The sequence below is a fragment of the Rhizobium mongolense USDA 1844 genome, assembly GCF_000419765.1.
GTDB lineage: Bacteria > Pseudomonadota > Alphaproteobacteria > Rhizobiales > Rhizobiaceae > Rhizobium > Rhizobium mongolense.
Genome location: NZ_ATTQ01000005.1, coordinates 401,387 through 421,690, shown reverse-complemented (window position 1 = coordinate 421,690; position 20,304 = coordinate 401,387). Strand labels below are relative to the sequence as shown.

Here is a 20,304-nt window from a genome sequence, read left to right as displayed (position 1 = left end):
CCATGAAGATCGCTTCGGTTGAGATGCGCTTGCCGCCCCGGTCGCCGAGCGATTGCTGCAGCAGTCCGAAATCGGACCGGCCTTGCTCGTCGAGCACGACCGCCTCGCCATCCAGGATTGCCGTCGCCACGTCGAGCTTCTTTGCCGCTTTTGCGATGGCCGGGAAGCGATCCGTCCAATCGTGGCCGCCTCTGGTTACAAATGCGAACGCCTTTCGGCTCGATATGGATGGCAATGCGATACCCGTCCCATTTGATTTCGAAAGCCCACTCCGGCCCCTTGGGCGGTCTGGGTTTCAACAGCGCCAGGCACGGCTCTATGCGGTCTGGCATGGGATCGAGGGGAAGGTTCGGCTGCGCCGGATCGCGCGGCTTGCGTGCTCGGGAGCGAAGCGGCTTATCGGTGGCGAGCAGAGGCTTTGAAGGTGGAGGCTTTGCCATCCGATGATTACATCAGGGAATACTTAAAAAGAAAACGAAATTTGAGACAATGACGACGGAAGAGTATCAGCCGAAATACAAATGGCGGGAGACATGGCCAGGCGAAGGCCACCAAGACTTTGTCTCCGTGGATGGCGATTTGCAGTTCGGGCGCATCTATCTCGACCTTACCACCAGTTCGCGCGCCCGCCAGTGGCGATGGGCGATCAGTGCCATACCTGGGCAGAGGCAGAACATTCTGCCTCACAACGGCTGGCAACCCACGGCGCGGGAGGCGTCGAGAAAGGTCGAAGAGCTGTACGAGCAGATCAAAGCGCTGCATGGACACTGAGGGATTTAGGCCGGGGGGCTATTTCCACGTCACCCCGGCCAACCCCTGTACGCGGATATTGGCCTATTAACACTTAGTCGTCTTCTTCATTTGGCCGGGAGCGGCTGTGTTGGCGTCAGTGTCCTGCTGCCCAGGTGCTGCCTGCTTCGCGCTTCCGGGCTGTTGGCCAGGTGCGCAGTCCTTAGCCGAGTTCGAGTTCGTAGTGCTGCCAGTGGTAGTAGTGTCTGTTCCCTTATCGGTAGTGATTGGTTTGGTCGTCGTAGTCGTCGTCGTTGTTGTCGTGCCGGTCGTTGTGCTCGTCTGGGCAAGGGGAACGCCTGCCGACAGGGCCAGCATAGCCGAAGCAAATAAGATTCGTTTCATCGTGTTCTCCATTCTTAATGCTCGGTAAGCCTGACAACCTAATGGGAAAGTCGAAGAAGGGTTCCGACGCGCCCTTCAATTTTGCGGAATTATGTAGCACGTGCCACCAACGACCGCTTTCGGCCCACATCAGGCCCCCGCGGGCCCACTTCATGCTCTCCAGAATCAGGCTGGGACCAAGCCACGCACCACACGGAACATCATGGGAAATGACCGGGGTCCATCGGGCAAGCCAACCAGATACCCGGCACGAACATGCTGTTCGATCGAACCGCGGGCGTCGTCCGAAAGTGCCATCAATGTGCTTGTTGTGCTGCCTGGGCCGTCGGTGAACGTAGCCCAATAATCCGCGAAGGACGCATACTCGCAGTCCACGACAACGGGAATCTCCGTCACGTCGACGAGGCCGATCTTCCGCCACAACGTCGCCTGACCATCAGGCCAGAAGAGCTGGCGCCCCGCCCGCATGGACCTCAGTCTGGCGAAGTCGGTCTCAAGCACGGCGCCGGTGTTAATGACGAGATCGAAGGCGGGCATGCCGCCCAAGAACTGAGTAACGGCGGATGCGACCACGCCGCCTGGACGGGTCACGCGCTTCATCTCGGCAACTACCTGTTCAATTTCCGGGATAACGTCCAGGGCCAGCGTGGAAACGGCCGCATCGAAAAAGCTAGTGTCGAACCGCATGTGCCGGACATCGCCGTGTTCATATGCGATATTGGGGTGGGATCGTCGACGGCGGGCTCCTTCCAGGTATCCCTCCGATGCGTCAACACCGATCACATGCGCTCCCGCCTCGGCCAGTGCTTTCGACAACACACCTGTCCCACATGCTACATCGAGCACGCGACTGCCCGGAGCAATATTGGCACGTGTGAGAAATGGGCTTGCCAGATGTTCGCTCCAGCGCCCTATGAATGTCTCATAGACGTCGGGATCAGCCCAATTATATCGTAGTTCTACGGCTTCCATGGCTTGCCATCCTCTCTCGATCAAGAATGGACCGTAACACGGCCATTCGGGTCGCGCGTATCGCCGTCACACCGGGCAATCCAGCGGAACCTTTTTAGCGCTTCTCAAGAAAATATGACACAGCGGGAACCCCTGAAATCAGACTGGCCGCCTCTCGGGGGTGCTCCGAGGTACCGCTTGGTTGGTTTGACTAGTGTGATCCGCGTAGGTCGCACGGTGGAAGCCCGCTTCGCTCGCTAACTGCAATCGTTCACCCCGGCCCGTGGTCAAAAGGATCAATTGCCAGCCAAGAGCTGCGGATCGGTGGACAACGTCCGCTATCAGCGCGAGAATCCCGTTGCTGAACGACGGCTAAGAGGCGCAAAGGGAGCATCGTTATCGGGTGGCATTTGCTCCATAATACCGCAATTTTGCGGACCGCGAATGGTTATGTAGATCCTATGAGGAGGGTGGACCAGCACTGTGGCAAATGCCACCAGCCGATAACGATGCGGCGTTGTCAGCTTTGCGCCAACACCGGCCATTGGAAGTCAGAAGGAAAGAATAATTTCCCCCATCGGTCGGCTTTTAAGAAGGACCGCGTCATTGCCTGGCTCGTTACCTTCCGCCACCTGGAACCTCAGGAGCTTCCCGGTCTGTCGCAAGTCAATATTCTCAGACCTATATGAAATGAAACAATTCCTCACCCCACAAAAGACAATTGGACGCACGAAAGAGCCGTCATCGCTGCTAAGCGAAAGCTTGATATCGGGTGCCTTGTGATCAACCAATTGGCATGGATATTCCGCACATCCCACCTCGCCGTAAATTGGCTCTTGTTGGTTGATCAGGATGGCGTACCGAAACGTTCTAGCGGATGCAGTTTCTTCGGCAGAAGCCACGCCTCCAATGACCACCAGACCTGCACATAGCAGAATTGCGTTACGAAGCATGGCAATCTCCGATTGGCCGAATTCTCGGTTCCATGAGAAGTTAACCAAAACGGCGTATTGTCCGCAATGGGCCGACATGCGACGAAAGCTTGGTTAGGATCGCGCCAGCTGTGGACATGCACCGGTTCAACCACGCTCACCTAATGATGAGGATGAAGGTGTGCTCAGTTGGGTTGCTTCGCGCGGCCGCTCACGCCGACTTGTGATCGTAACCAAAGAGCGTCGATCTAGGGATTCAAATCCCGGTGCCGCCCCTGATCAATTTGAATTTTAGCTTCGGGAAATACGTAGGCTATGATGGTCCGCTTTCGATTGGTGACGTTCGCCCATGGCACTTGAGTAGTGGACTTCTCCAAGAACCGACGCAATTTCTTCCACCAAAGCTTGGCCTCTGGGTTTGCTGGTTTTCCGACAGACTTGTAACGATCTTCAAGCCAATAGAAGCCTGATCTGGCGAGGCTACCCGGCGCTTCGCGGCCAGACTCGGCGAACGTGAACGAATAAGGTCCCGGCAAATTGCCACCAAACCATGGCGACGTAGCGCCGCTATGCTGCATTGTCTGGGACCAACCGGCAAATGGATCGGCAACTATCGCATCAGGGACATTGCGGTCGCAAGACGGAATGTTGAGCGGCCCGCTCCTGGTGTGCCATAGCGCGTACGTCTGCTCTTCGAGGGCTTCAATCGCGCTAATTGCCTTCCAGTGGCAGGTTTGGTCCTGTTCTGCGACCTTAACGATCCAAGCGATGTCCGGCTCGTCGTTTATCCATTTTCGAATCACATCGGCGTCATGCTTGGTCGCATAGATGATCATACTTGGACCTTTGAAAGATCGGAGAAACCTTGGCGACAGATATCTGCGATAACCCCCGAGTCCGCAATGGGCCGACTGCGGACCGGGAAAGCCCCACCTGCGGTGATAGACGTGTACACACAGCTTCAAATCGAACAGGTAAAACCCACAACGGTTGTTTTTTTGCCGCGAGTTTCATATGAAATCTTCAAGCATCGGTGAAAGCAACAGTCGCGCTCATATAGGTTGGGCAAGGATCGGTTACCCTGACCAGATATATTCCGCTAGACGTAGGGATCGCTGTTCGGGCCACTTCGAGCGACCTTCATGCCTTTCGGTGGCAGGGCGACCAGAGTGTGTCAGTGGACTTCTATGTGGGCGATCCTGAGCACATGCTGAGAATCGCATTTGATGGTCCCTGCATCGTGCGACTAGTCGATGAAATGCCACTGAGCACCGAGCACGAGGATAGCGCTGACGAGGGTTTGGTTCGTGAACATTTCGCGTATCGCGTTGAAGAAGCTGCGTTTGATAGGTCGCAATCTGAAATCTGGAAGATCGCCGTTAGTGGCCGATACGGCCCAACTTCCCACTATCGTTTCATAACCGGCGCAACGTGCATGGATGTGGTGACCCCCGCCAAACCAGTGTTCACACTCATTCCGGCCGAAATCAAAAGGTGACCAGCCGCCGCTGAAGCCGATAACCGCTTCGGGCCGACTGTGGAAGCTTTGCCTTGGCCGGATGCGCCAATTGCGGTCATAGACGCACTCTACACCCTCTGATCTCGGGGCCAGTGCAGCGGGATGGTCCGATTTTCCGTGACGTCAACAGCCAGGGCCGCATTCGCCTCAACAAATCTCTGGGCTTCGTTCAGCGTGGTTGGATACGGCACTCCAAGTCTGTAGTACGGAAAGCCTTTCAAGATAAGGAAACTTGCGACCGCCCAACCCTTCTTATCGTTTGCACGGGGCGGCCTGAAGTCTGAACCCGTCCGGTAGGTAACGCCCGAGCAGCGTGGGCAAACCTTCTGTGTGCAATCGGCAGGTCGCTTGAACACTCGTTGGCAATCGAGGCAGGCGAATTTCGTAAGTTCCGTAAACGCGAATGGACTACGCCGAAGGGCGAGCAGAAGTCGGCTTGGGTTGTCGATTATACGGACACCGCCGGAAAGAGACGCCTAAAGACGTTTCAGAGGAAAAAAGAGGCCGACGCCTTTGCCGCTACGGCAAGCGTTGAGGTGCGCGAAGGTACGCACGTGGCCGATCGGGAGACAGTTACTGTTGAGGTTGCGGGGAAGCTGTGGATCGCCTCGGCGAAAGCGGCCGGCCTTGAGCGATCCTCGATCGAGGATTACGAACGCACTCTCCGCCTTCACATCGTGCCGCTGATCGGAAGCCAACGCCTCAATGCGCTTACAAGGGCGCGGCTGCGAGCGTTCGAGGATGAGTTACGGGAGAAAGATCGATCCGCCTCGATGACGAAGCGGGTGCTGACGACCCTCGGGACGCTGCTGGCGGACGCTCAGGAGAGAGGGCTCGTAGTGCGCAATGCAGCGCGCGAGATGCAGGCCCGAAGGGGAACTGGCACAACACGTCAAGAGAAGCGCCAGAAAGGCCGCTTAAAGATTGGCGTAGATATTCCCACCCGTGACGAGGTGAAAGCGCTGGTCGGCTTGCTGAAGGGCCGCTGGCGGGGTTTGCTGCTCACAGCTACCTTCTGCGGCCTACGAGCATCAGAACTGCGCGGTCTTCGCTGGAACGATATTGATTTTGATCGCAAGGAGGTTCGCGTCCATCAGCGCGCCGATCGCTTCAACGACATCGGCCGACCGAAGTCCATATCGGGAGAACGCACCATCCCTGCCCCACCCATGGTGATTAATGCGTTGAAGGAATGGAAACTTGCCTGTCCGAAGCGAGACACCGGCAAAAAGGATGCAGAGGGTGAAAAGATCCTCGCGCTCGATCTGGTGTTCCCCAACGGGACCGGGAAGGTCGAGCAGCTTAATAATATACTGCGTCGGGGTCTGAACCCGTCGTGGATCGCTGCGGGCGTCGCCGTAGAGACTGGGGAGGTGGACAAGAAGGGCAATTCGGTGCTGGCTCCGAAATATACGGGCCTGCACGCATTGCGCCATTTCTATGCGTCGTGGTGCATCAATCGGCGTCAGGACGGCGGCCTCGAACTTCCTCCGAAGGTCGTTCAAGAGCGGCTGGGTCACAGCACTATCGCCATGACGATGGACACCTATGGCCATCTATTCCCACGCAACGACGATGGCAACGAACTGGCAGAGGCCGAGCGCGCTTTCCTAGCCTGAGTGCAACATGGATGCGACATGGATTGCAAAAACCCTTGCAATGCAGCGAGTCGGACTTGATTTGTAATCAGGGGGTCGCGGGTTCGAACCCTGCCGGGGGCACCATATATAGTTAATGAAATCAGTGACTTGATGCTATCCCCGCCCTTTGTTGGCGGGTTTTTCATGCGCCAATGATTTAACCAGAATTGCCATGTTTTCCAAGCATTTCCCGAAAGTAGCGGGGACTCGTTGGAACATGAATGGCGCATGGCGGCGCATAAGAAACAAGGCGCCGCATACCAAGGGTCTAGCTTGAGGCAACCAACGTATAATGTCGGGAGGCGCGGTCCATTGCTATGTTGCGCTATCGCCTCAACACCCCAACCATAGAGGCGATCAGCTGCGCCAAGCTGCTATCGACTTCGGTGTCCCTCACCCCTCTCTCACCGTGGTCGCCGGATATCGAATCCGCATTAACCGCCTCGCAGATCGGGGCGGTCTTTTTTTGATGAGGCTATAAAGAAAAAAAACCGCCGGCTGGTCGGCGGGCGCGCCTTGGTAGTCTTCGGATAAAGCGCCGGGATCGAAACACGCCGCTCACCGGCCGGCGCGCAAATTGAGCCGAGAAAAGAACCGTCGGCCACTCGAGAGTGAGCGTATCGACGCCTACAAGAATGAGGACACAACGAAGTCCTTGTCATCGGCGATGCTGGCCGAGCTGCGAAAGTAAGACGCGGCCAAGAACTCCGAAGCTGATGACCTTGTGCAAGAACGTTCCAAAGCGCGAGTCCCGGCCGCTCCTCGCCGCTGCCGCCAGCAAGGCAAAGGACGGCAGGAAGTTTAAGACCTTCAACTGGCACGCAATCCGCCACTTCGTGATCAGCACATGGATCGAGCCGGCATGAAACCGAAGACTGTCCAGACGTCGCCGGTCGCTCCTCACTGGCCGTCACGATAAGCCGCTGTGGCCAGATGTTTCCAAGCGGCCCGTAGAGAATTGGATCAGATTTCGTCCTCTATTTTCGGCGGTGGGGCACCAATGGCGCATGACACCGTAGAGGCACTGTAGAATAAGGCTTTCCATCCTGATTTGTGACAGGGGTCGCGGGTTCGAACCCTGCCGGGCACCACTTGCATCACCATTTTTTGGCGCACGGTACCACTCGCCCGTGCTAGCCGGAACCTCCCGATCGCATCGTCTGCCCAGGGCAGGTTTCCATACACTTCGTCAGTTGCTGCCGTCGTTCGAGCGTGACTTGCGCGCCTCGCTGTTGGTCGAGGATGCCGTCTTTCCGTCTGGTTGCTGGCCGAAATAGGTGCCGCCGAGATGGCCGCCGGCGCTGGTGTTTTCGACTTGGCGTTCGGCCCGCTTCACTAGCTTTTTGACGTCCGTCTTGCTCATTTCGCCGCTCCATTGGCTGGTGGTGACATGGGAACAACGACACGCGGCCAAGAGAGTTCCGTCTCCTCGGGGAACCCGGCGCAACCGCACCGCGGCGTTGCTTTGAATGGCTGTTTCCTTGACAAATCCACCAGGCGCACGTGAAAGTACCTCGCTCGTGTACGCTATGACAATTATGGATTGCGATATCGAATGCCTAAAAAGCCGAAACTCGAATACTCGGAACTCGCCGGCGAATTCACCGAGGACGGCGTTACCGTGCTCGTCGATATCTTCCGGACAGCCGGCTCCAACGAGGACTGGTCGATGGAAGTCGTGACGCAGGAGGAAGACCTCATCCGCTGGGACGAACCGTTCGCGACCGACCGCGAGGCGTTTGACGAATTCCTGGCGACAATCGCCCGCGACGGCATTCGCTCGTTTCTGGACGACACCGAGCAATCCGTGCATTGACCGGCCCTGCATTCGCTATCCACCGATTGACCAGGCGTATTCGCGCTCTTGCTAAACTATGATATGGTCGCCACGGGAGAGAGGTGATGCGACGGTATAATCTCCGGCATGAAGCCGATGATCGCTGGCTTGTTGTTGATGGAATGACAATGCAGCCAGCCGCCCTGGACGGTATCCCGATCTGCGGCATGCAGTGGGCGGAGGCCTGCGATATGGTCGATCTCATGAATACCCTCGACAGCATCGAACGCGCAGCGGATCGCTACGCGGCTTCGTTCCGCCGGAGCGCCTGACGGCCGCCTTTCCGTTCCCGAAAATCTGCAGCCGCAGGCAAAGCCGGCCGGTCCCTTCCGGTCTGGCTTTTGCCGCAACGGAACAAATCCGCCGTCCACCGGTTCGAATCGTCAAGGAGGATCGAAGCATGGTTGCGGAGTATCTTTGGCTCTTCGCTATCGCCGGGGGCGCCTTCCTTCTCGGCTGCGCGATCGCCTACGGCATGCTCACAAACCGCAAGCTCTCGCGCAGTGAACAGGACGCGCCGGACAGCAAGATGCGGAAACTCTACGAGAAGCCGCATGAGGCATCGCGATGAGCCGGCGGTATGCTTGGGCGGTCGCCATCGCGCTGGCGCTTGCCGCGGTTCTTGCCGCCGAAAGCGCCGGCTATTTCAAGCCGTCCGAAACGCCGGGCCGACCCGCTCCCCACGCCATCGACCAGTCAAAGTAGGAGCCGGTCACAGTAGGAGCCAGTCACAGTAGGAGATCGACATGCCAGGTCAGGACAATAGCTTTGATTCCGGCACGGATGATGCACGCTGCTCGGACACTGCGGCCGCTGCCCAGCGTCGCGAGGAAGCCAAATTGCAGGCCGCGCGCGGGCTTGCTTCCGGAATGGGCCATCCGCACGAGGGCTCGCTCAATATCAAGCCGGAGGACATCAATCGAGCGCGGGAACGCCGTTTTGGGGAAATCGAGCCCGATGAAGGCGCGAAACAGGCCGCCCTGAAGGAACAGGCCCGCCTCCACGGCGATGTCCACATCGTCGAATCCGACCTGGAAGACAGGGATCAGCGCGAAGCAGCGCCGGGCACGAGAGAGCAGAAATAGCAGCCGCCATCGCCTCTTCGGCAACCCACAGCGGAGGCGGCAGAGCCTGCTTGCGCGCAAAACACCTTGTCGCATAAGCCCTTTATCCTTTAGCTAGGCGAAGATCATAAGGGCATCACATGGGCCGTTCATTTCAGACGCTTTGTTTCCTCGCTTCCTCGGCAACAGAGGCGCTTGCCGCGCGGGAAGAGTTGATTCGTCTCTATGGGGAGGTTCCCGCCGATGAAGCCGATGTCATCGTGGCGCTCGGCGGCGACGGCTTCATGCTGCAGACGCTGCACAGCACCATGAACTCCGGCAAACTCGTTTATGGCATGAACCGCGGTTCTGTCGGTTTCCTGATGAACGATTATCGCACCGAGAAACTGCAGGACCGCATCTGCGCGGCCGTCGAGAATGCCTTCCATCCCCTGCAGATGACGACGGCCAACGCCGACGGCACCAATTCCACGGCACTTGCCATCAACGAAGTCTCGCTCTTCCGTCAGTCCTACCAGGCCGCCAAGCTGCGCGTCGAGGTCGACGGGCATGTGCGTCTCGCGGAACTGATCTGCGACGGCCTGATGGTGGCAACGCCCGCGGGCTCCACCGCCTATAATCTTTCGGCCCACGGCCCGATCCTGCCGCTGGAAGCGCCGCTGCTTGCCATGACGCCGGTCAGCGCGTTCCGCCCGCGGCGCTGGCGCGGCGCGCTGCTGCCGAACAAGGTAACGGTCGACATCCATATTCTCGAGGCCGAAAAGCGGCCCGTGAATGCGGTTGCCGACAATGCCGAGGTCAAGTCCGTGCTGCATATCCGCATCGCCCAGTCGGAGCACATGACGGCGCGCATTCTTTCCGATCCGGACCGCTCATGGTCGGATCGCATTCTTGCCGAACAATTCGAGGATTGAGGCCATGCAGCTTCGAACCGCTCTTCTTGCCGCAGCGCTCATCACCGGCCCGGCAGGCCTTGCGAAGGCTGTTACGCCGGCCGACACGATCCTTCCGCCCACCGTGATCTTTGCAACCAGCACCGGCTATTGGGAGGAAAGCCGTGCGGATATCGCGATCGAGCGTGCGCCGGGCGCAGCAAGCGATCCGGCAAAAGCGGAACCTCAGCCGCGCCGCGGCTATTACAAGCTCTTTTCCGTCCGCCAGCCGGACAAGACGTCCAAAATCTACCTGCAGCAAATCGCGCAGACCGATAGCGGCCCGGAAATCGTCTCCAGCGTCGAGCTGCACGAGTTTACGCAGCTCAAACCCTATGTCACCGATATCCGTCCGGAAAGTTCCACGGGCATGGGAAAGCAGCCCGGCCTCTTCGCCACGGTCTACCTGAAGACCGATCCGGATGCCGAATCCGAGGGCTGGACCGTATTGATCGACGAATTCGGCGAGATCACCATCGAGAAGGCGACGAACTGACTGCTCGAACCGGCGGCCTGCCCGCACAAACCTCCCGAACGCACTCGCGCAGCCAGCGATGTGCCGGATCGACGTCCGTCCGCGGGTGCCACAACAGCGAGATCGTAATGTCCGGCGGCGAAACCGGCAGGGGGAAAGAGAACATCCCGTCACGCAGGTTTCCCGTATAGCGTTCGGGGACGCTGGCGATCAGCTCCGAGGCACGCGCCAGAGCCAGAGCTTCCGAAAAGCCGCCAACGACCGTTACGATCTCCCGTTTCGGGCCGAATGGCTCAAGCGCGTCATCGATCGGTCCCCTGCCGAGCCCGCGTCGCGAGACGAGGATATGCCGACCGGCAGCGTAAACCGCAGGCGTGATCGCAACCTCGCACAGCGGATGCCCCATGCGGACAACGCCGACGAAGCGGTCTCGGAACAGCGCTTGCGCGCGCAACTCCGGCCCCATGGCTTTTCCGACGACACCCGTTTCCAGGTCAACGCTGCCGTCGCGCAGCGGCGCGCTGTCCCTGTCCGGCTTTGGTACGAATCGTAACTGCACGCCCGGCGCCTGTTCGCCGACGCGTGCAATGAGATCAGGTCCGAAATTCTCGACAAAGCCATCCTGGTTTCTGAGCGTGAATGTCCGCACAAGCCGTGTCAGGTCGAGGGTCTCGACGGGACGCAGAACGGCTTCGGCGTCCCGCACGAGCTGGCCGACGCGCTCGCGAAGCTCGAGCGCCCGCGGCGTCGCAACAAGGCCGCGTCCGGCCCGAACCAGCAGCGGATCGCCGGTCGCTTCCCGCAATCGCGCCAGCGCGCGGCTCATCGCGGACGGGCTTAGCCGCAGCCTTTTGGCGGCGCCGGCGACGCTGCATTCCGTCAGAAGCACATTCAGGGTGATAAGCAGATTGAGATCAGGATGCGACATGCAGCGACCATAGCACGGCCGGTGCGAGATCACATGGCGTCAAACGCACGAATGAAATGCATATGATGCACCTTCCGCCCTATCAGGCCGCGAGCTATCTCTGTCCGAACGCAAATTTTGGAGTAGCTCTTCATGATATCGGGCCGATTTGCCTCTGCTGCCTTTCGTGGTCGCACCTCTCGCGCGCCGGGGGTCAACAGCCTCGTAAAAGCTGGAGGGAAAGGGCGATGACCTCCTGCACAGATGACGCCGCCAACGATGGCATAACCCCGGCAACCTCGGTCCGATGGGCGCTTGCCGGCCTTTGCCTATCCATGCTGCTATCTTCGCTCGGCACCAGTATTGCCAATGTCGCCTTGCCGACTTTGGCTCAGGTGTTCGCCGCACCATTCCAACAGGTGCAGTGGGTCATCCTTGCCTACCTCCTGGCGATCACGATCCTGATCGTCGGCGTCGGACGGCTGGGCGACATTGCCGGGCGCCGACGGGTTCTCCTGGCGGGGCTGGTCGTGTTTACCGTCGCCTCGGTGCTCTGCGGCCTTGCGCCCTCGCTCTGGTGGCTGATTGCCGCCCGGGCCGCCCAGGGCCTCGGCGCCGCCGTCCTGATGGCACTCACCATGGCGTTCGTCGGCGAGACGGTCCCCAAGGAAAGAACCGGCAGCGCCATCGGGCTGCTCGGAGCGATGTCGGCAATCGGCACCGCGCTCGGTCCGTCGCTTGGCGGCATTGCGATCGCCTGGCTCGGCTGGCGGGCAATCTTTCTCGTCAATATCCCGCTCGGTCTGCTGGCCTTTTTTCTCGCCCACCGTTTCCTGCCCGTCGACCGCGATACGACGAAAACGGACCGCCCTGGCTTCGACGCTCTGGGTACGCTGCTGCTTGCAGGCGCTCTCGCCGCCTATGCTCTCGCCATGACGATAGGGCGCGGCCATTTCGGCACGCTGAATGCGACGCTCCTGATGGCTGCACTCACGGGCATCGTCCTCTTTGTTTTCACTGAGGCGAAGGTGGCTTCGCCCTTGATCCCATTGGCAGCATTCCGCAATTCGGAGTTCAACGCCAGCCTTGCCATGAACGCCCTCGTTTCGACGATAATGATGGCGACGTTGGTGGTGAGCCCGTTCTATCTCTCCCGTGCGCTCGGGTTCAACGCGGCGTTTGTTGGAATAATCATGTCGATTGGCCCGGTTGTCTCGGCGCTGACGGGCGCCCCGGCTGGCCGTCTTGTCGACCGTTTGGGCGCATCGTTCGTGGTCATCGTCGGGCTCATCGAAATGGCCGTCGGTGCAGTTGCCCTATCCGTGCTTCCGGCAATGTTCGGCCTTGCCGGCTACATTGCCGCCATTGCCCTCCTGACCCCGGGTTATCAGTTGTTCCAGGCAGCCAACAACACCGCCGTCATGATGGACATCCCCGCCGATCGGCGGGGCGTCGTTTCGGGCCTGCTCAGCCTGTCGCGCAATCTCGGACTCGTCACCGGCGCTTCCCTCATGGGCGCCGTGTTCGCCTTTGCCGCGATGACGGCCGATATCACGACGGCACGTCCCGAAGCCGTTGCCACCGGCATGCAGGTCACCTTCGCCGTCGCGGCGGCTCTGACCGCCGTCGCGATCGCCATCGCCGTCCAAGGCCGCGCCCTTGCCATGCGTCCCTCGCCTCGTGGAGACAGGCCGGCAAGACGGCCTGAACCCGCTCCGTCCGCTTGACTTCTGGCCCGCCACCGTTGCGGCGCGCCGGTGGTCAAATGCTTGCCTGCACGCTGTGCAGGTTGGCATAGACGCCTTCCTGCGCCATGAGGTCGTTATGGGTGCCCTGTTCGATGATGCCATCGCCTGTGAGCACCAGGATGCGGTCGGCATGGCGGACGGTGGAGAGGCGATGGGCGATGACCAGGGTGGTGCGGCCGTTCGCAAGATTGAGCAGCGCCTTTTGAACCGCCCGTTCGCTCTCGTTGTCGAGCGCGCTGGTTGCCTCGTCGAAGATCAGGATCGCCGGATCCTTGAGGAAGGCGCGCGCTATCGTGAGGCGCTGCCGCTGGCCCCCCGAAAGCTTGACACCGCGTTGGCCGATATCGGTCGCGTAGCCATTCGGCAAAGCCGCGATGAAGTCGTGAGCGTTGGCGGCACGGGCGGCGGCCTCGACCTCGGGATCGGTCGCGTCGGGCCGGCCGTAGCGAAGATTGTCCGCCACGGTGCCGGCAAAGAGATAGACGTCCTGCTGCACCACCCCGACATGTCGCCGCAGTGAGGCCAGCGTCACGTCGCGAATGTCGGTACCGTCAATGCGGATCGCCCCCGCCTGCACATCGTAGAAGCGCGGTATGAGCGCGCAAAGCGTGCTCTTGCCCACTCCTGAAGGACCAACCAAGGCCACGAACTCGCCCGGCGCAATGGTGAGCGAGAGCCGCTCGAGCACCTTGGGGCCCTCGGACTCGTAGCCGAAGACGACGTCGGAAAAAATGATCTCACCCCTTGGAGCCGGCATGGGACGGGCGGACGGGCGGTCGAAGACGTCCGGTTCAATCTCCAGGATCTCCATGGCCCGAACGAAGCCGGTGTAACCCTCCTGCCAGAGACGCACGAAATTGGCGAGACGCTGCATCGGATCGACCAGCACCGCCACGCAGAGCAGAAAGGTGAGGATGTCCGCCACGGACAGCTCAGCCGCCAGAATGCGCAGCCCCCCGATCACGATGACAAGTATGGTGATGAGTTGAGCGAAAGTTTCGGTGCCCACCGAAAACCAGGCCTCGCTGCGGTAGCCGTCGGCGCGCCCTTGCAGGAACCGCCGGTTCAGCTTGGCAAAGCGCTCCTGCTCCAGCGCCTCGTTGGCGAAGGACTGGACGACGCGAATGCCCGCCAGTGCGTCCTCCACGCGTTCGTTGACGGCGGCGATCTGCCGCTTGCTCGCTTCAAGCGCGCGGTTCATGCGCCGGTTGAAATGCAACGCATAAGCCGCCGCCACCGGCGTGAGCAGCAGGATGAGGCTGGCCAAAGGCGGATCGATGAAGAACAGCACCAGCATGGCGCCGCCATATTTGAGTACGGCGATGGAAAGGTCCTCTGGGCCGTGGTGGAAGAGCTCGCCCAGCCACAGGGAATCGTTTGTGATGCGGCTCATCAACTGCCCGGTGCGTTGGCGGTCGAAAAAGCTGAACGAGAGTTTCTGGCAGTGTTCGAAGAGCTCCTGCCGGACGGCGGCCTCGATACGGGCGCCCATCACGTGCCCCTGATAGTCGACGAAGAAGATGGCAACGGTTTGGATCGCCAGGATGGCAAGCATGAAGGCGCCGACGGCAAGGATCTGCTCGTAGGCCTCGGGCATGTTGGGCAGAGCCAGAAGGCGGCTCGTGACAAAATTGGCGCAGAGCGGCAGCGCCACCGCCGTACCGGCGACGAGGATCGCGCAGAGCAAATCCGCCAGCAGCAAAGGCAGGTGCGGGCGATAGTAGGAGAGGAACTTGCGCATGCGCAAGCGGCGCCGGTCGCGGTCGGCGTTGCTCGGATAGTCGCGGAAGAATTTCAGGAAGCGGTTATGGCGCGGCGGGCTTTTCCTCGCGCGGGGGAACAGAGTGTGCATGAAGCAGAATGTCCTTGTGGGCTATGTTTCCTTTCTGGTTGGACAGGTTCGCTTTCATGTCAGTCTCCCCGGGGATCGGACCAATTAGAGCTTAAGCATCGCCGACAACCGCGACCGATTCAACCCGGCAGCGGAAAGAGATCAGCCGGTGTTGTCGCCATGCAACAGCCGCTGGCCGCCACTGGCGCTAAGCGCATGGCTGGATTCAGTATGGATTTCTATCGCGAAATGAGCAGGCTCTCGCTGCAAATCTCCGACCTGATCGAACTGAACGGAATTGCCTCCGATCTGCCTGAAACCCCTCCACATCACTTCAGAGCATCTGACCGAGACTTCAGAGCATCTGACCAAGATCCCCAATCATCCGTCGCAGCAGGTCGGGGTGCCGAAGGCCTTCCAGCTCATCAAAGGCTCGAGCGCTGGACCGGTTTGGTCGTAAGGCAGGATTTGCGCAAATTAATAGAACTCGTCCAATACCATATAGTAGGCGACTTTCGCGTCGCTGATGCCGGAAAGCCCATAACAATCGAGGAAATGCCGAACCCACGCTTCCCCGACATTGTATCGGATGCTTCGCAGTGCCAACGCAATATCCTGGTATCGATCCGCAACGCCCAGACGGCCGCAATCGACATATCCACTGAAGTGCCCTTCATGCGTCATGAAGTTCGGCAAACAGGCGTCGCCGTGGGCAACGACGGGATCGGTGACGTAAGGCTGGTTGGCTTCCAGGTATGCAAAAAGGCTCGCGGCGGTTGCATTTTGCCGCTCTTCATCAAAATCACTCTCGTCTACGGCTCCCGCTTCCATCCGCGCCTTGGCAAGCCTCAAACGAGCTGTCAGCCTGTGGTCGAAAGGGCAGGTTTCCGGATCAAGTTCGTGCAATCGACGTAAAGCGGCCGCCAGGATCTCGATGCGCTGCCTATCTGTGGTCAATTTGGACGAAGCCAGGTCGCTGCCCGGAAGCGCGCTCAGCAGCAGCCAGTTTCTGCCCTCATGGCTTTCCAGGGCGACGACGCTGGGGCACTGCAGTCCTTGCTCGCCAAGCCACAGCAGACGCTCCGCCTCCAACGGCAATTCCGCAAAAGGACCAGCAATTTCGCCTTTCAGGAAAAACCGCGTCCGGCCACCTTCTGCGAGCCTGAATACCTCTGCAGACGAACATCCCAGATCGTCCTGCTTCCACTCATGTTGAGATAGCAGCGCCCTTAGATTGGAAGGTAAGGCAGTGTATTCCATCGGCGCATCACCTTGATGAAATCGTTTGCCCTAGGCTTGGCGCGCGCGCACCACGCCGCTTGCAACCACCTGCTGCAAGCGGATTTTGGTGCTAAGCCGGGCTCCACACGTTAAAGTCAGGCTCACCGTCTCTGACGGTTCTCCCTTAAATCTCAATCAACGTCTTCGAGGACAGCGTCCGGCTTGCCGCTGATACGGTGCGCGAGCGCTGCTTCCATGAACTCGTTGAGGTCGCCGTCGAGCACGTCGCCTGGTGCCGTGCTCGAAACACCGGTGCGCAGGTCCTTGACCAGCTGATAGGGCTGCAGCACGTAGGAGCGGATCTGGTGGCCCCAGCCGATCTCGGTCTTGGACGCCGCTTCGGCGCTTGCTGCCTCTTCGCGCTTCTTCAGTTCCGCTTCATACATGCGGGCGCGCAGCATGTCCCAGGCCTTGGCGCGGTTCTTGTGCTGCGAGCGCTCCTGCTGGCAGGCGACGACGATGCCGGTCGGGATGTGCGTGATGCGCACTGCCGAGTCGGTCGTGTTGACGTGCTGGCCGCCCGCGCCCGACGAGCGGTAGGTGTCGATGCGGCAATCGCTTTCGTTGATCTCGATGTTGATAGAGTCATCGACCACCGGATAGACCCAGATCGACGAGAAGGACGTGTGGCGGCGCGCATTGCTGTCATAGGGCGAGATGCGCACGAGCCGGTGCACGCCCGATTCCGTCTTCAGCCAGCCATAGGCGTTGTGTCCCTTGACGAGCAGCGTCGCGGACTTGATGCCCGCCTCTTCGCCGTCATGGACTTCGAGAAGCTCGACCTTGAAGCGCTGGCGTTCCGCCCAGCGGGTGTACATGCGAAGCAGCATGTTCGCCCAGTCCTGGCTTTCGGTGCCGCCGGCGCCCGAATGCACTTCGAGATAAGTGTCGTTGGCATCGGCCTCGCCGGAGAGCATGGCTTCCACCTGGCGGCGCGCGGCCTCGGCCTTCAGGCTCTTCAGCGCATCCTCGGCCTCCTTGACGATGCTTTCATCGCCCTCTTCCTCACCCATCTCGATGAGTTCGACATGGTCGTTCAGCTGCTGTTCGAGCTGCTTCACGCCGTTGATGCCGTCATCAAGCTGCTGGCGCTCGCGCATCAGCTTCTGAGCTTCGGCAGCATCGTTCCACAGATTCGGGTCCTCTGCCTTGTTGTTTAACCAGTCCAGCCGTCTTATCGCCTGGTCCCAGTCAAAGATGCCTCCTCAGCAGGGTGATAGCCTGCTTGGTTTCATCGACTACGTTTTCGATTTCCGCTCGCATTTTCCTGCTTCTTTGCGTTGGTCTTGAGTTGGTCCGTCAAATAGTTGCGGCGGCCGCGGATGTAAAGAGCCGCGGCCGCCGCATCATACGGGGATTGTTCAGTAGAGGCCGCCTGCGCCAGACTGCACGGCCTGATTCGCCTGCGGCGAGGTCTTCAGGATTTCCTCCGGCGCCATGGTGCTGTCCATGCCGATGACGGACAAGCTGTCGGCCGGGCCGGTGCCGGGCTTGAAGGCCTCGATTATGGTGTTCGGATCGCCCTCCATCGCCGCCATGCCGGTCTTGCGGTCGATCGGGATCAGGTTCATGCCCTGCGGGATGACGAATTTCGATTCCGGCATGTCCTTGACGGCTGCCTGCATGAATTCGTTGAAGATCGGGGCCGAGAGGCCGCCGCCCGTACCGCCGCGACCAAGCGGCGCCGGATTGTCGAAGCCCATGTAGAGGCCGGCCACGAGGTCGGGCGTGAAGCCGACGAACCAGGCATCCTTCTCGTCGTTGGTGGTCCCGGTCTTGCCGGCCACGTCGCGCCCGCCGAGGTCGATCTTGCCGGCCGCAGTGCCGCGGGTGATGACGCCCTGCATCATCGAGGTGATCTGATAGGCCGTCATCGGGTCGAGAACCTGCTCGCGGTTGTCGACGATGTTCGGCTCTTCCTGGTTTTGCCAGTCGCCGGCATTGCAGCTGTCGCAGAGGCGTTCCTCATGCCTGAAGATCGTCTTGCCGTAGCGGTCCTGGATGCGGTCGATCAGCGTCGGCTTGATCTGCTTGCCGCCGTTGGCGATCACCGAATAGGCCGAAACCATGCGCAACACCGTGGTCTCGCCGGAGCCGAGCGACATGGCAAGCAGCGCCGGCATCTTGTCGTAGATGCCGAAGCGTTCGGCATATTCGGCAACGATGTTCATGCCGAGGTCATTGGCAAGGCGCACGGTCATCAGGTTGCGCGAGTGCTCGATGCCGGAGCGCAGCGTCGACGGACCGTTGAACTCACCGCCGTAGTTTTCCGGCCTCCAGACCTGGCCGCCGGAGAAGACCTCAATCGGTGCGTCCATGATCACCGAGGCCGGCGTATAGCCGTTGTCCATGGCCGCAGCATAGACGAACGGCTTGAACGAGGAGCCCGGCTGGCGCATCGCCTGCGTCGCGCGGTTGAATTCCGATTGCCCATAGGAGAAACCGCCTGCCATCGCAAGAACGCGGCCGGTCTTCGGGTCCATGGCAACGAGGCCGCCCTGAACCTTCGGCGGTTGGCGAAGACGGTAGGAGGTCGAGCCTTCGCCCCCCAGCCGCTCGACATAGACGACGTCGCCCGGCGAAAGCACGCCTTCCGGCGACTTGGCCGACTTGCGCTCGCCGCTCGAGGAGCGGTAGGCCCACTGCATGTTCTTCGCCTCGATCGTGCCATGCTCGCGCTCGGCGGCAGCCTTTCCGGCGCCGTCCCTGGCAGGCTGGAGGCCGATGTCGACGCCTTCGGTGGAAACGGCGAGCACGACGGCGAGGCGCCATTCGGGCACGTCGGAGAGTGCTGGGATTTCCGCGAGCGCCTTGCCCCAATCGGCGGTGGTGTCGATCGTCTTCAGCGGCCCATGGAAGCCGCGGCGTTCGTCGTAGGTCGTCAGGCCGTCCTGCAGCGCCTTGCGGGCGGCAAGCTGCATCTGCGGATCGAGCGAGGTGCGGACCGAAAGTCCGCCTTCGTAAAGCGCCTTTTCGCCATACTGGCCGATGAGCTGGCGGCGAACGGCCTCGGCGAAGTAATCCGAAGCAAACAGCGAGGGGCCGTTGCTGCGGGCCGTCACGCCGAGCAGCTGCTTCTTAGCTTCCGCCCCGTCGCTCTGGCTCACATAGCCGTTTTCGACCATGCGGTCGATGACCCAGTTGCGGCGCTCCACCGCGGCATCCGGATGGCGGAAGGGATGATAGTTCGCCGGGCCTTTCGGCAGCGAGGCGAGATAGGCGGCTTCGGCAACGGTGAGTTCGGTGACCGACTTGTTGAAGTAGGTGAGCGCTGCCCCGGCGATGCCGTAGGAGTTCAGGCCGAAGAAGATCTCGTTCAGATAGAGCTCGAGGATCTTGTCCTTGCTGTAGGCTTGCTCGATGCGGAAGGAGAGAATCGCTTCCTTGATCTTGCGGTCGATCGTCTGGTCGGATGTCAGGAGGAAGTTCTTCGCCACCTGCTGCGTGATCGTCGAGGCGCCCACCGGACGGCGGCCCGAACCGAAATTCTGCAGGTTGACGACGATGGCGCGCGCAAGGCCGCTCAAGTCGACGCCGGGATGGTTATAGAAATTCTTGTCTTCGGCCGAAAGGAAGGCCGCCTTGACGCGATCCGGGATCGCCTGGATCGGCAGGAAAAGACGCTTCTCCTTGGCATATTCGGCCATCAGCGCGCCGTTTCCGGCATGAACGCGGGTGGTGACCGGCGGCGCATAGCTGTTCAGGACGGCGTAATCGGGGAGATCCTTCGCGACGTTTGCCAGGTAGACGGCAACGACGGCAGCGGCGCCGAGAAACAGGACGCAAGCAATTCCGAAGAAATATCCAAGAAGTCTGATCATATTGAGCTACCGGTATTCCAAATCTTCAATCGGCGCAGGCGCTATATTTGCATGGAAGCGGGCGACTTGCACGTCGCGCGGGCTTACTCCATGAGCGCCATCGCGACAAGCCGTCCAACCCGCCTGTCGAAAACATAGCGGCGAGTAACGGCCTGAATGTGAGCAAAATAGGGCTCCCCTGCCCCATTCACATGCTCCGCTTTGCTTTCGCCGCGGGTGTCACATCTCAGCC

At 60.2% G+C, this 20,304-nt stretch carries 20 protein-coding genes and 1 pseudogene; 11 read left to right on the top strand and 10 right to left on the bottom strand.

What is annotated here, in order from left to right:
• Positions 1-440 (bottom strand): annotated as a pseudogene (locus A3C3_RS46930) (ATP-dependent DNA ligase); the annotation flags it as partial.
• A gap of 49 nt (positions 441-489) precedes the next feature.
• On the opposite strand from A3C3_RS46930, the gene A3C3_RS0112310 reads away from it, so the two are divergent.
• Positions 490-771 carry a hypothetical protein gene (locus A3C3_RS0112310; RefSeq protein WP_022714910.1) on the top strand — a complete coding sequence of 94 codons (282 nt, stop codon included), beginning with the start codon at positions 490-492 and terminating at the stop codon, positions 769-771.
• Positions 772-1,299: 528 nt separating this feature from the next.
• Here the strand turns inward: A3C3_RS0112310 and A3C3_RS0112300 are convergent.
• The 3 genes from A3C3_RS0112300 to A3C3_RS0112290 all read right to left on the bottom strand — a co-directional run bounded on the left by A3C3_RS0112300 (position 1,300) and on the right by A3C3_RS0112290 (position 3,853).
• Positions 1,300-2,106, bottom strand: coding sequence for a class I SAM-dependent methyltransferase (locus A3C3_RS0112300; protein ID WP_022714908.1), 807 nt, complete (start codon positions 2,104-2,106; stop codon positions 1,300-1,302).
• Positions 2,107-2,636: 530 nt separating this feature from the next.
• Positions 2,637-3,038, bottom strand: a complete 402-nt coding sequence (locus A3C3_RS0112295; protein WP_022714907.1) for a hypothetical protein — start codon at positions 3,036-3,038, stop codon at positions 2,637-2,639.
• A gap of 227 nt (positions 3,039-3,265) precedes the next feature.
• Positions 3,266-3,853: a hypothetical protein gene (locus A3C3_RS0112290; RefSeq protein ID WP_022714906.1), complete on the bottom strand. Its 588-nt coding sequence runs from the start codon at positions 3,851-3,853 to the stop codon at positions 3,266-3,268.
• Between the two features lie 341 nt (positions 3,854-4,194).
• Here A3C3_RS0112290 and A3C3_RS0112285 point away from each other — a divergent pair, with 341 nt between their 5' ends.
• Together A3C3_RS0112285 and A3C3_RS0112280 are read left to right on the top strand one after the other, a co-directional pair.
• Complete coding sequence (locus A3C3_RS0112285; protein ID WP_233450646.1) at positions 4,195-4,515, top strand: hypothetical protein; 321 nt, start codon at positions 4,195-4,197, stop codon at positions 4,513-4,515.
• A gap of 380 nt (positions 4,516-4,895) precedes the next feature.
• Positions 4,896-6,155, top strand: a complete 1,260-nt coding sequence (locus tag A3C3_RS0112280; RefSeq protein ID WP_022714904.1) for a tyrosine-type recombinase/integrase — start codon at positions 4,896-4,898, stop codon at positions 6,153-6,155.
• A gap of 1,210 nt (positions 6,156-7,365) precedes the next feature.
• Here the strand turns inward: A3C3_RS0112280 and A3C3_RS46050 are convergent.
• Positions 7,366-7,539, bottom strand: coding sequence for a hypothetical protein (locus A3C3_RS46050; RefSeq protein ID WP_022714902.1), 174 nt, complete (start codon positions 7,537-7,539; stop codon positions 7,366-7,368).
• 192 nt (positions 7,540-7,731) lie between these two features.
• Here A3C3_RS46050 and A3C3_RS0112265 point away from each other — a divergent pair, with 192 nt between their 5' ends.
• The 7 genes from A3C3_RS0112265 (at position 7,732) to A3C3_RS0112235 (ending at position 10,505) form a co-directional block, all read left to right on the top strand.
• Complete coding sequence (locus tag A3C3_RS0112265; protein ID WP_022714901.1) at positions 7,732-7,992, top strand: hypothetical protein; 261 nt, start codon at positions 7,732-7,734, stop codon at positions 7,990-7,992.
• A gap of 86 nt (positions 7,993-8,078) precedes the next feature.
• The gene (locus A3C3_RS0112260; RefSeq protein ID WP_022714900.1) at positions 8,079-8,285 is read left to right on the top strand and encodes a hypothetical protein; all 207 of its coding nucleotides are present in this window, start codon (positions 8,079-8,081) and stop codon (positions 8,283-8,285) included.
• A 128-nt stretch (positions 8,286-8,413) separates the two neighbouring features.
• Entirely contained in the window at positions 8,414-8,584 is a 171-nt protein-coding gene (locus tag A3C3_RS46045; RefSeq protein ID WP_022714899.1) for a hypothetical protein, read from the top strand.
• Positions 8,581-8,718, top strand: coding sequence for a hypothetical protein (locus A3C3_RS45185; protein ID WP_022714898.1), 138 nt, complete (start codon positions 8,581-8,583; stop codon positions 8,716-8,718). Before A3C3_RS46045 ends, A3C3_RS45185 begins: the two co-directional genes overlap by 4 nt.
• A 41-nt stretch (positions 8,719-8,759) precedes the next feature.
• Positions 8,760-9,098: a hypothetical protein gene (locus tag A3C3_RS45180; RefSeq protein ID WP_022714897.1), complete on the top strand. Its 339-nt coding sequence runs from the start codon at positions 8,760-8,762 to the stop codon at positions 9,096-9,098.
• A 119-nt stretch (positions 9,099-9,217) separates the two neighbouring features.
• Positions 9,218-9,991, top strand: a complete 774-nt coding sequence (locus tag A3C3_RS0112240; protein WP_022714896.1) for an NAD kinase — start codon at positions 9,218-9,220, stop codon at positions 9,989-9,991.
• A gap of 4 nt (positions 9,992-9,995) precedes the next feature.
• A complete protein-coding gene (locus A3C3_RS0112235; RefSeq protein WP_022714895.1) occupies positions 9,996-10,505 on the top strand; it encodes a hypothetical protein in 510 nt (169 codons plus the stop codon).
• Here A3C3_RS0112235 and A3C3_RS38225 read toward each other — a convergent pair.
• The gene (locus tag A3C3_RS38225; protein ID WP_022714894.1) at positions 10,480-11,412 is read right to left on the bottom strand and encodes a LysR family transcriptional regulator; all 933 of its coding nucleotides are present in this window, start codon (positions 11,410-11,412) and stop codon (positions 10,480-10,482) included. The genes A3C3_RS0112235 and A3C3_RS38225 overlap by 26 nt on opposite strands.
• Before the next feature lie 227 nt (positions 11,413-11,639).
• On the opposite strand from A3C3_RS38225, the gene A3C3_RS38220 reads away from it, so the two are divergent.
• Complete coding sequence (locus A3C3_RS38220; protein WP_022714893.1) at positions 11,640-13,118, top strand: MFS transporter; 1,479 nt, start codon at positions 11,640-11,642, stop codon at positions 13,116-13,118.
• A 34-nt stretch (positions 13,119-13,152) separates the two neighbouring features.
• Here the strand turns inward: A3C3_RS38220 and A3C3_RS0112220 are convergent, their stop codons facing one another.
• From A3C3_RS0112220 to A3C3_RS0112200, 4 genes are all read right to left on the bottom strand, one after another.
• Positions 13,153-14,991 (bottom strand): ABC transporter ATP-binding protein, encoded by a 1,839-nt coding sequence (locus tag A3C3_RS0112220; RefSeq protein WP_022714892.1) that lies wholly within the window; start codon positions 14,989-14,991, stop codon positions 13,153-13,155.
• Between the two features lie 456 nt (positions 14,992-15,447).
• On the bottom strand, positions 15,448-16,230 hold the full coding sequence (locus A3C3_RS0112210) for an APH(3') family aminoglycoside O-phosphotransferase (protein ID WP_022714890.1): 783 nt from the start codon (positions 16,228-16,230) through the stop codon (positions 15,448-15,450).
• A 152-nt stretch (positions 16,231-16,382) separates the two neighbouring features.
• Positions 16,383-17,514, bottom strand: a protein-coding gene (gene prfB, locus A3C3_RS0112205; RefSeq protein ID WP_132552188.1) for a peptide chain release factor 2 whose coding sequence is annotated in 2 segments (ribosomal slippage) — positions 16,383-17,444 and positions 17,446-17,514 — 1,131 coding nt in all. Because the reading frame shifts where the segments join, the coding sequence is not laid out codon by codon here.
• A gap of 98 nt (positions 17,515-17,612) precedes the next feature.
• Positions 17,613-20,072 (bottom strand): penicillin-binding protein 1A, encoded by a 2,460-nt coding sequence (locus A3C3_RS0112200; RefSeq protein WP_022714888.1) that lies wholly within the window; start codon positions 20,070-20,072, stop codon positions 17,613-17,615.
• Between the last annotated feature and the right edge of the window lie 232 nt (positions 20,073-20,304).

Bases quoted from the DNA above. Each gene is read 5' to 3' on its own strand.
- A3C3_RS0112310 (WP_022714910.1), top strand. From the start codon at position 490: ATGACGACGGAAGAGTATCAGCCGAAATACAAATGGCGGGAGACATGG.
- A3C3_RS0112300 (WP_022714908.1), bottom strand. From the start codon at position 2,106: ATGGAAGCCGTAGAACTACGATATAATTGGGCTGATCCCGACGTCTAT.
- A3C3_RS0112295 (WP_022714907.1), bottom strand. From the start codon at position 3,038: ATGCTTCGTAACGCAATTCTGCTATGTGCAGGTCTGGTGGTCATTGGA.
- A3C3_RS0112290 (WP_022714906.1), bottom strand. From the start codon at position 3,853: ATGATCATCTATGCGACCAAGCATGACGCCGATGTGATTCGAAAATGG.
- A3C3_RS46050 (WP_022714902.1), bottom strand. From the start codon at position 7,539: ATGAGCAAGACGGACGTCAAAAAGCTAGTGAAGCGGGCCGAACGCCAA.
- A3C3_RS0112265 (WP_022714901.1), top strand. From the start codon at position 7,732: ATGCCTAAAAAGCCGAAACTCGAATACTCGGAACTCGCCGGCGAATTC.
- A3C3_RS0112260 (WP_022714900.1), top strand. From the start codon at position 8,079: ATGCGACGGTATAATCTCCGGCATGAAGCCGATGATCGCTGGCTTGTT.
- A3C3_RS46045 (WP_022714899.1), top strand. From the start codon at position 8,414: ATGGTTGCGGAGTATCTTTGGCTCTTCGCTATCGCCGGGGGCGCCTTC.
- A3C3_RS45185 (WP_022714898.1), top strand. From the start codon at position 8,581: ATGAGCCGGCGGTATGCTTGGGCGGTCGCCATCGCGCTGGCGCTTGCC.
- A3C3_RS45180 (WP_022714897.1), top strand. From the start codon at position 8,760: ATGCCAGGTCAGGACAATAGCTTTGATTCCGGCACGGATGATGCACGC.
- A3C3_RS0112240 (WP_022714896.1), top strand. From the start codon at position 9,218: ATGGGCCGTTCATTTCAGACGCTTTGTTTCCTCGCTTCCTCGGCAACA.
- A3C3_RS0112235 (WP_022714895.1), top strand. From the start codon at position 9,996: ATGCAGCTTCGAACCGCTCTTCTTGCCGCAGCGCTCATCACCGGCCCG.
- A3C3_RS38225 (WP_022714894.1), bottom strand. From the start codon at position 11,412: ATGTCGCATCCTGATCTCAATCTGCTTATCACCCTGAATGTGCTTCTG.
- A3C3_RS38220 (WP_022714893.1), top strand. From the start codon at position 11,640: ATGACCTCCTGCACAGATGACGCCGCCAACGATGGCATAACCCCGGCA.
- A3C3_RS0112220 (WP_022714892.1), bottom strand. From the start codon at position 14,991: ATGCACACTCTGTTCCCCCGCGCGAGGAAAAGCCCGCCGCGCCATAAC.
- A3C3_RS0112210 (WP_022714890.1), bottom strand. From the start codon at position 16,230: ATGGAATACACTGCCTTACCTTCCAATCTAAGGGCGCTGCTATCTCAA.
- A3C3_RS0112200 (WP_022714888.1), bottom strand. From the start codon at position 20,072: ATGATCAGACTTCTTGGATATTTCTTCGGAATTGCTTGCGTCCTGTTT.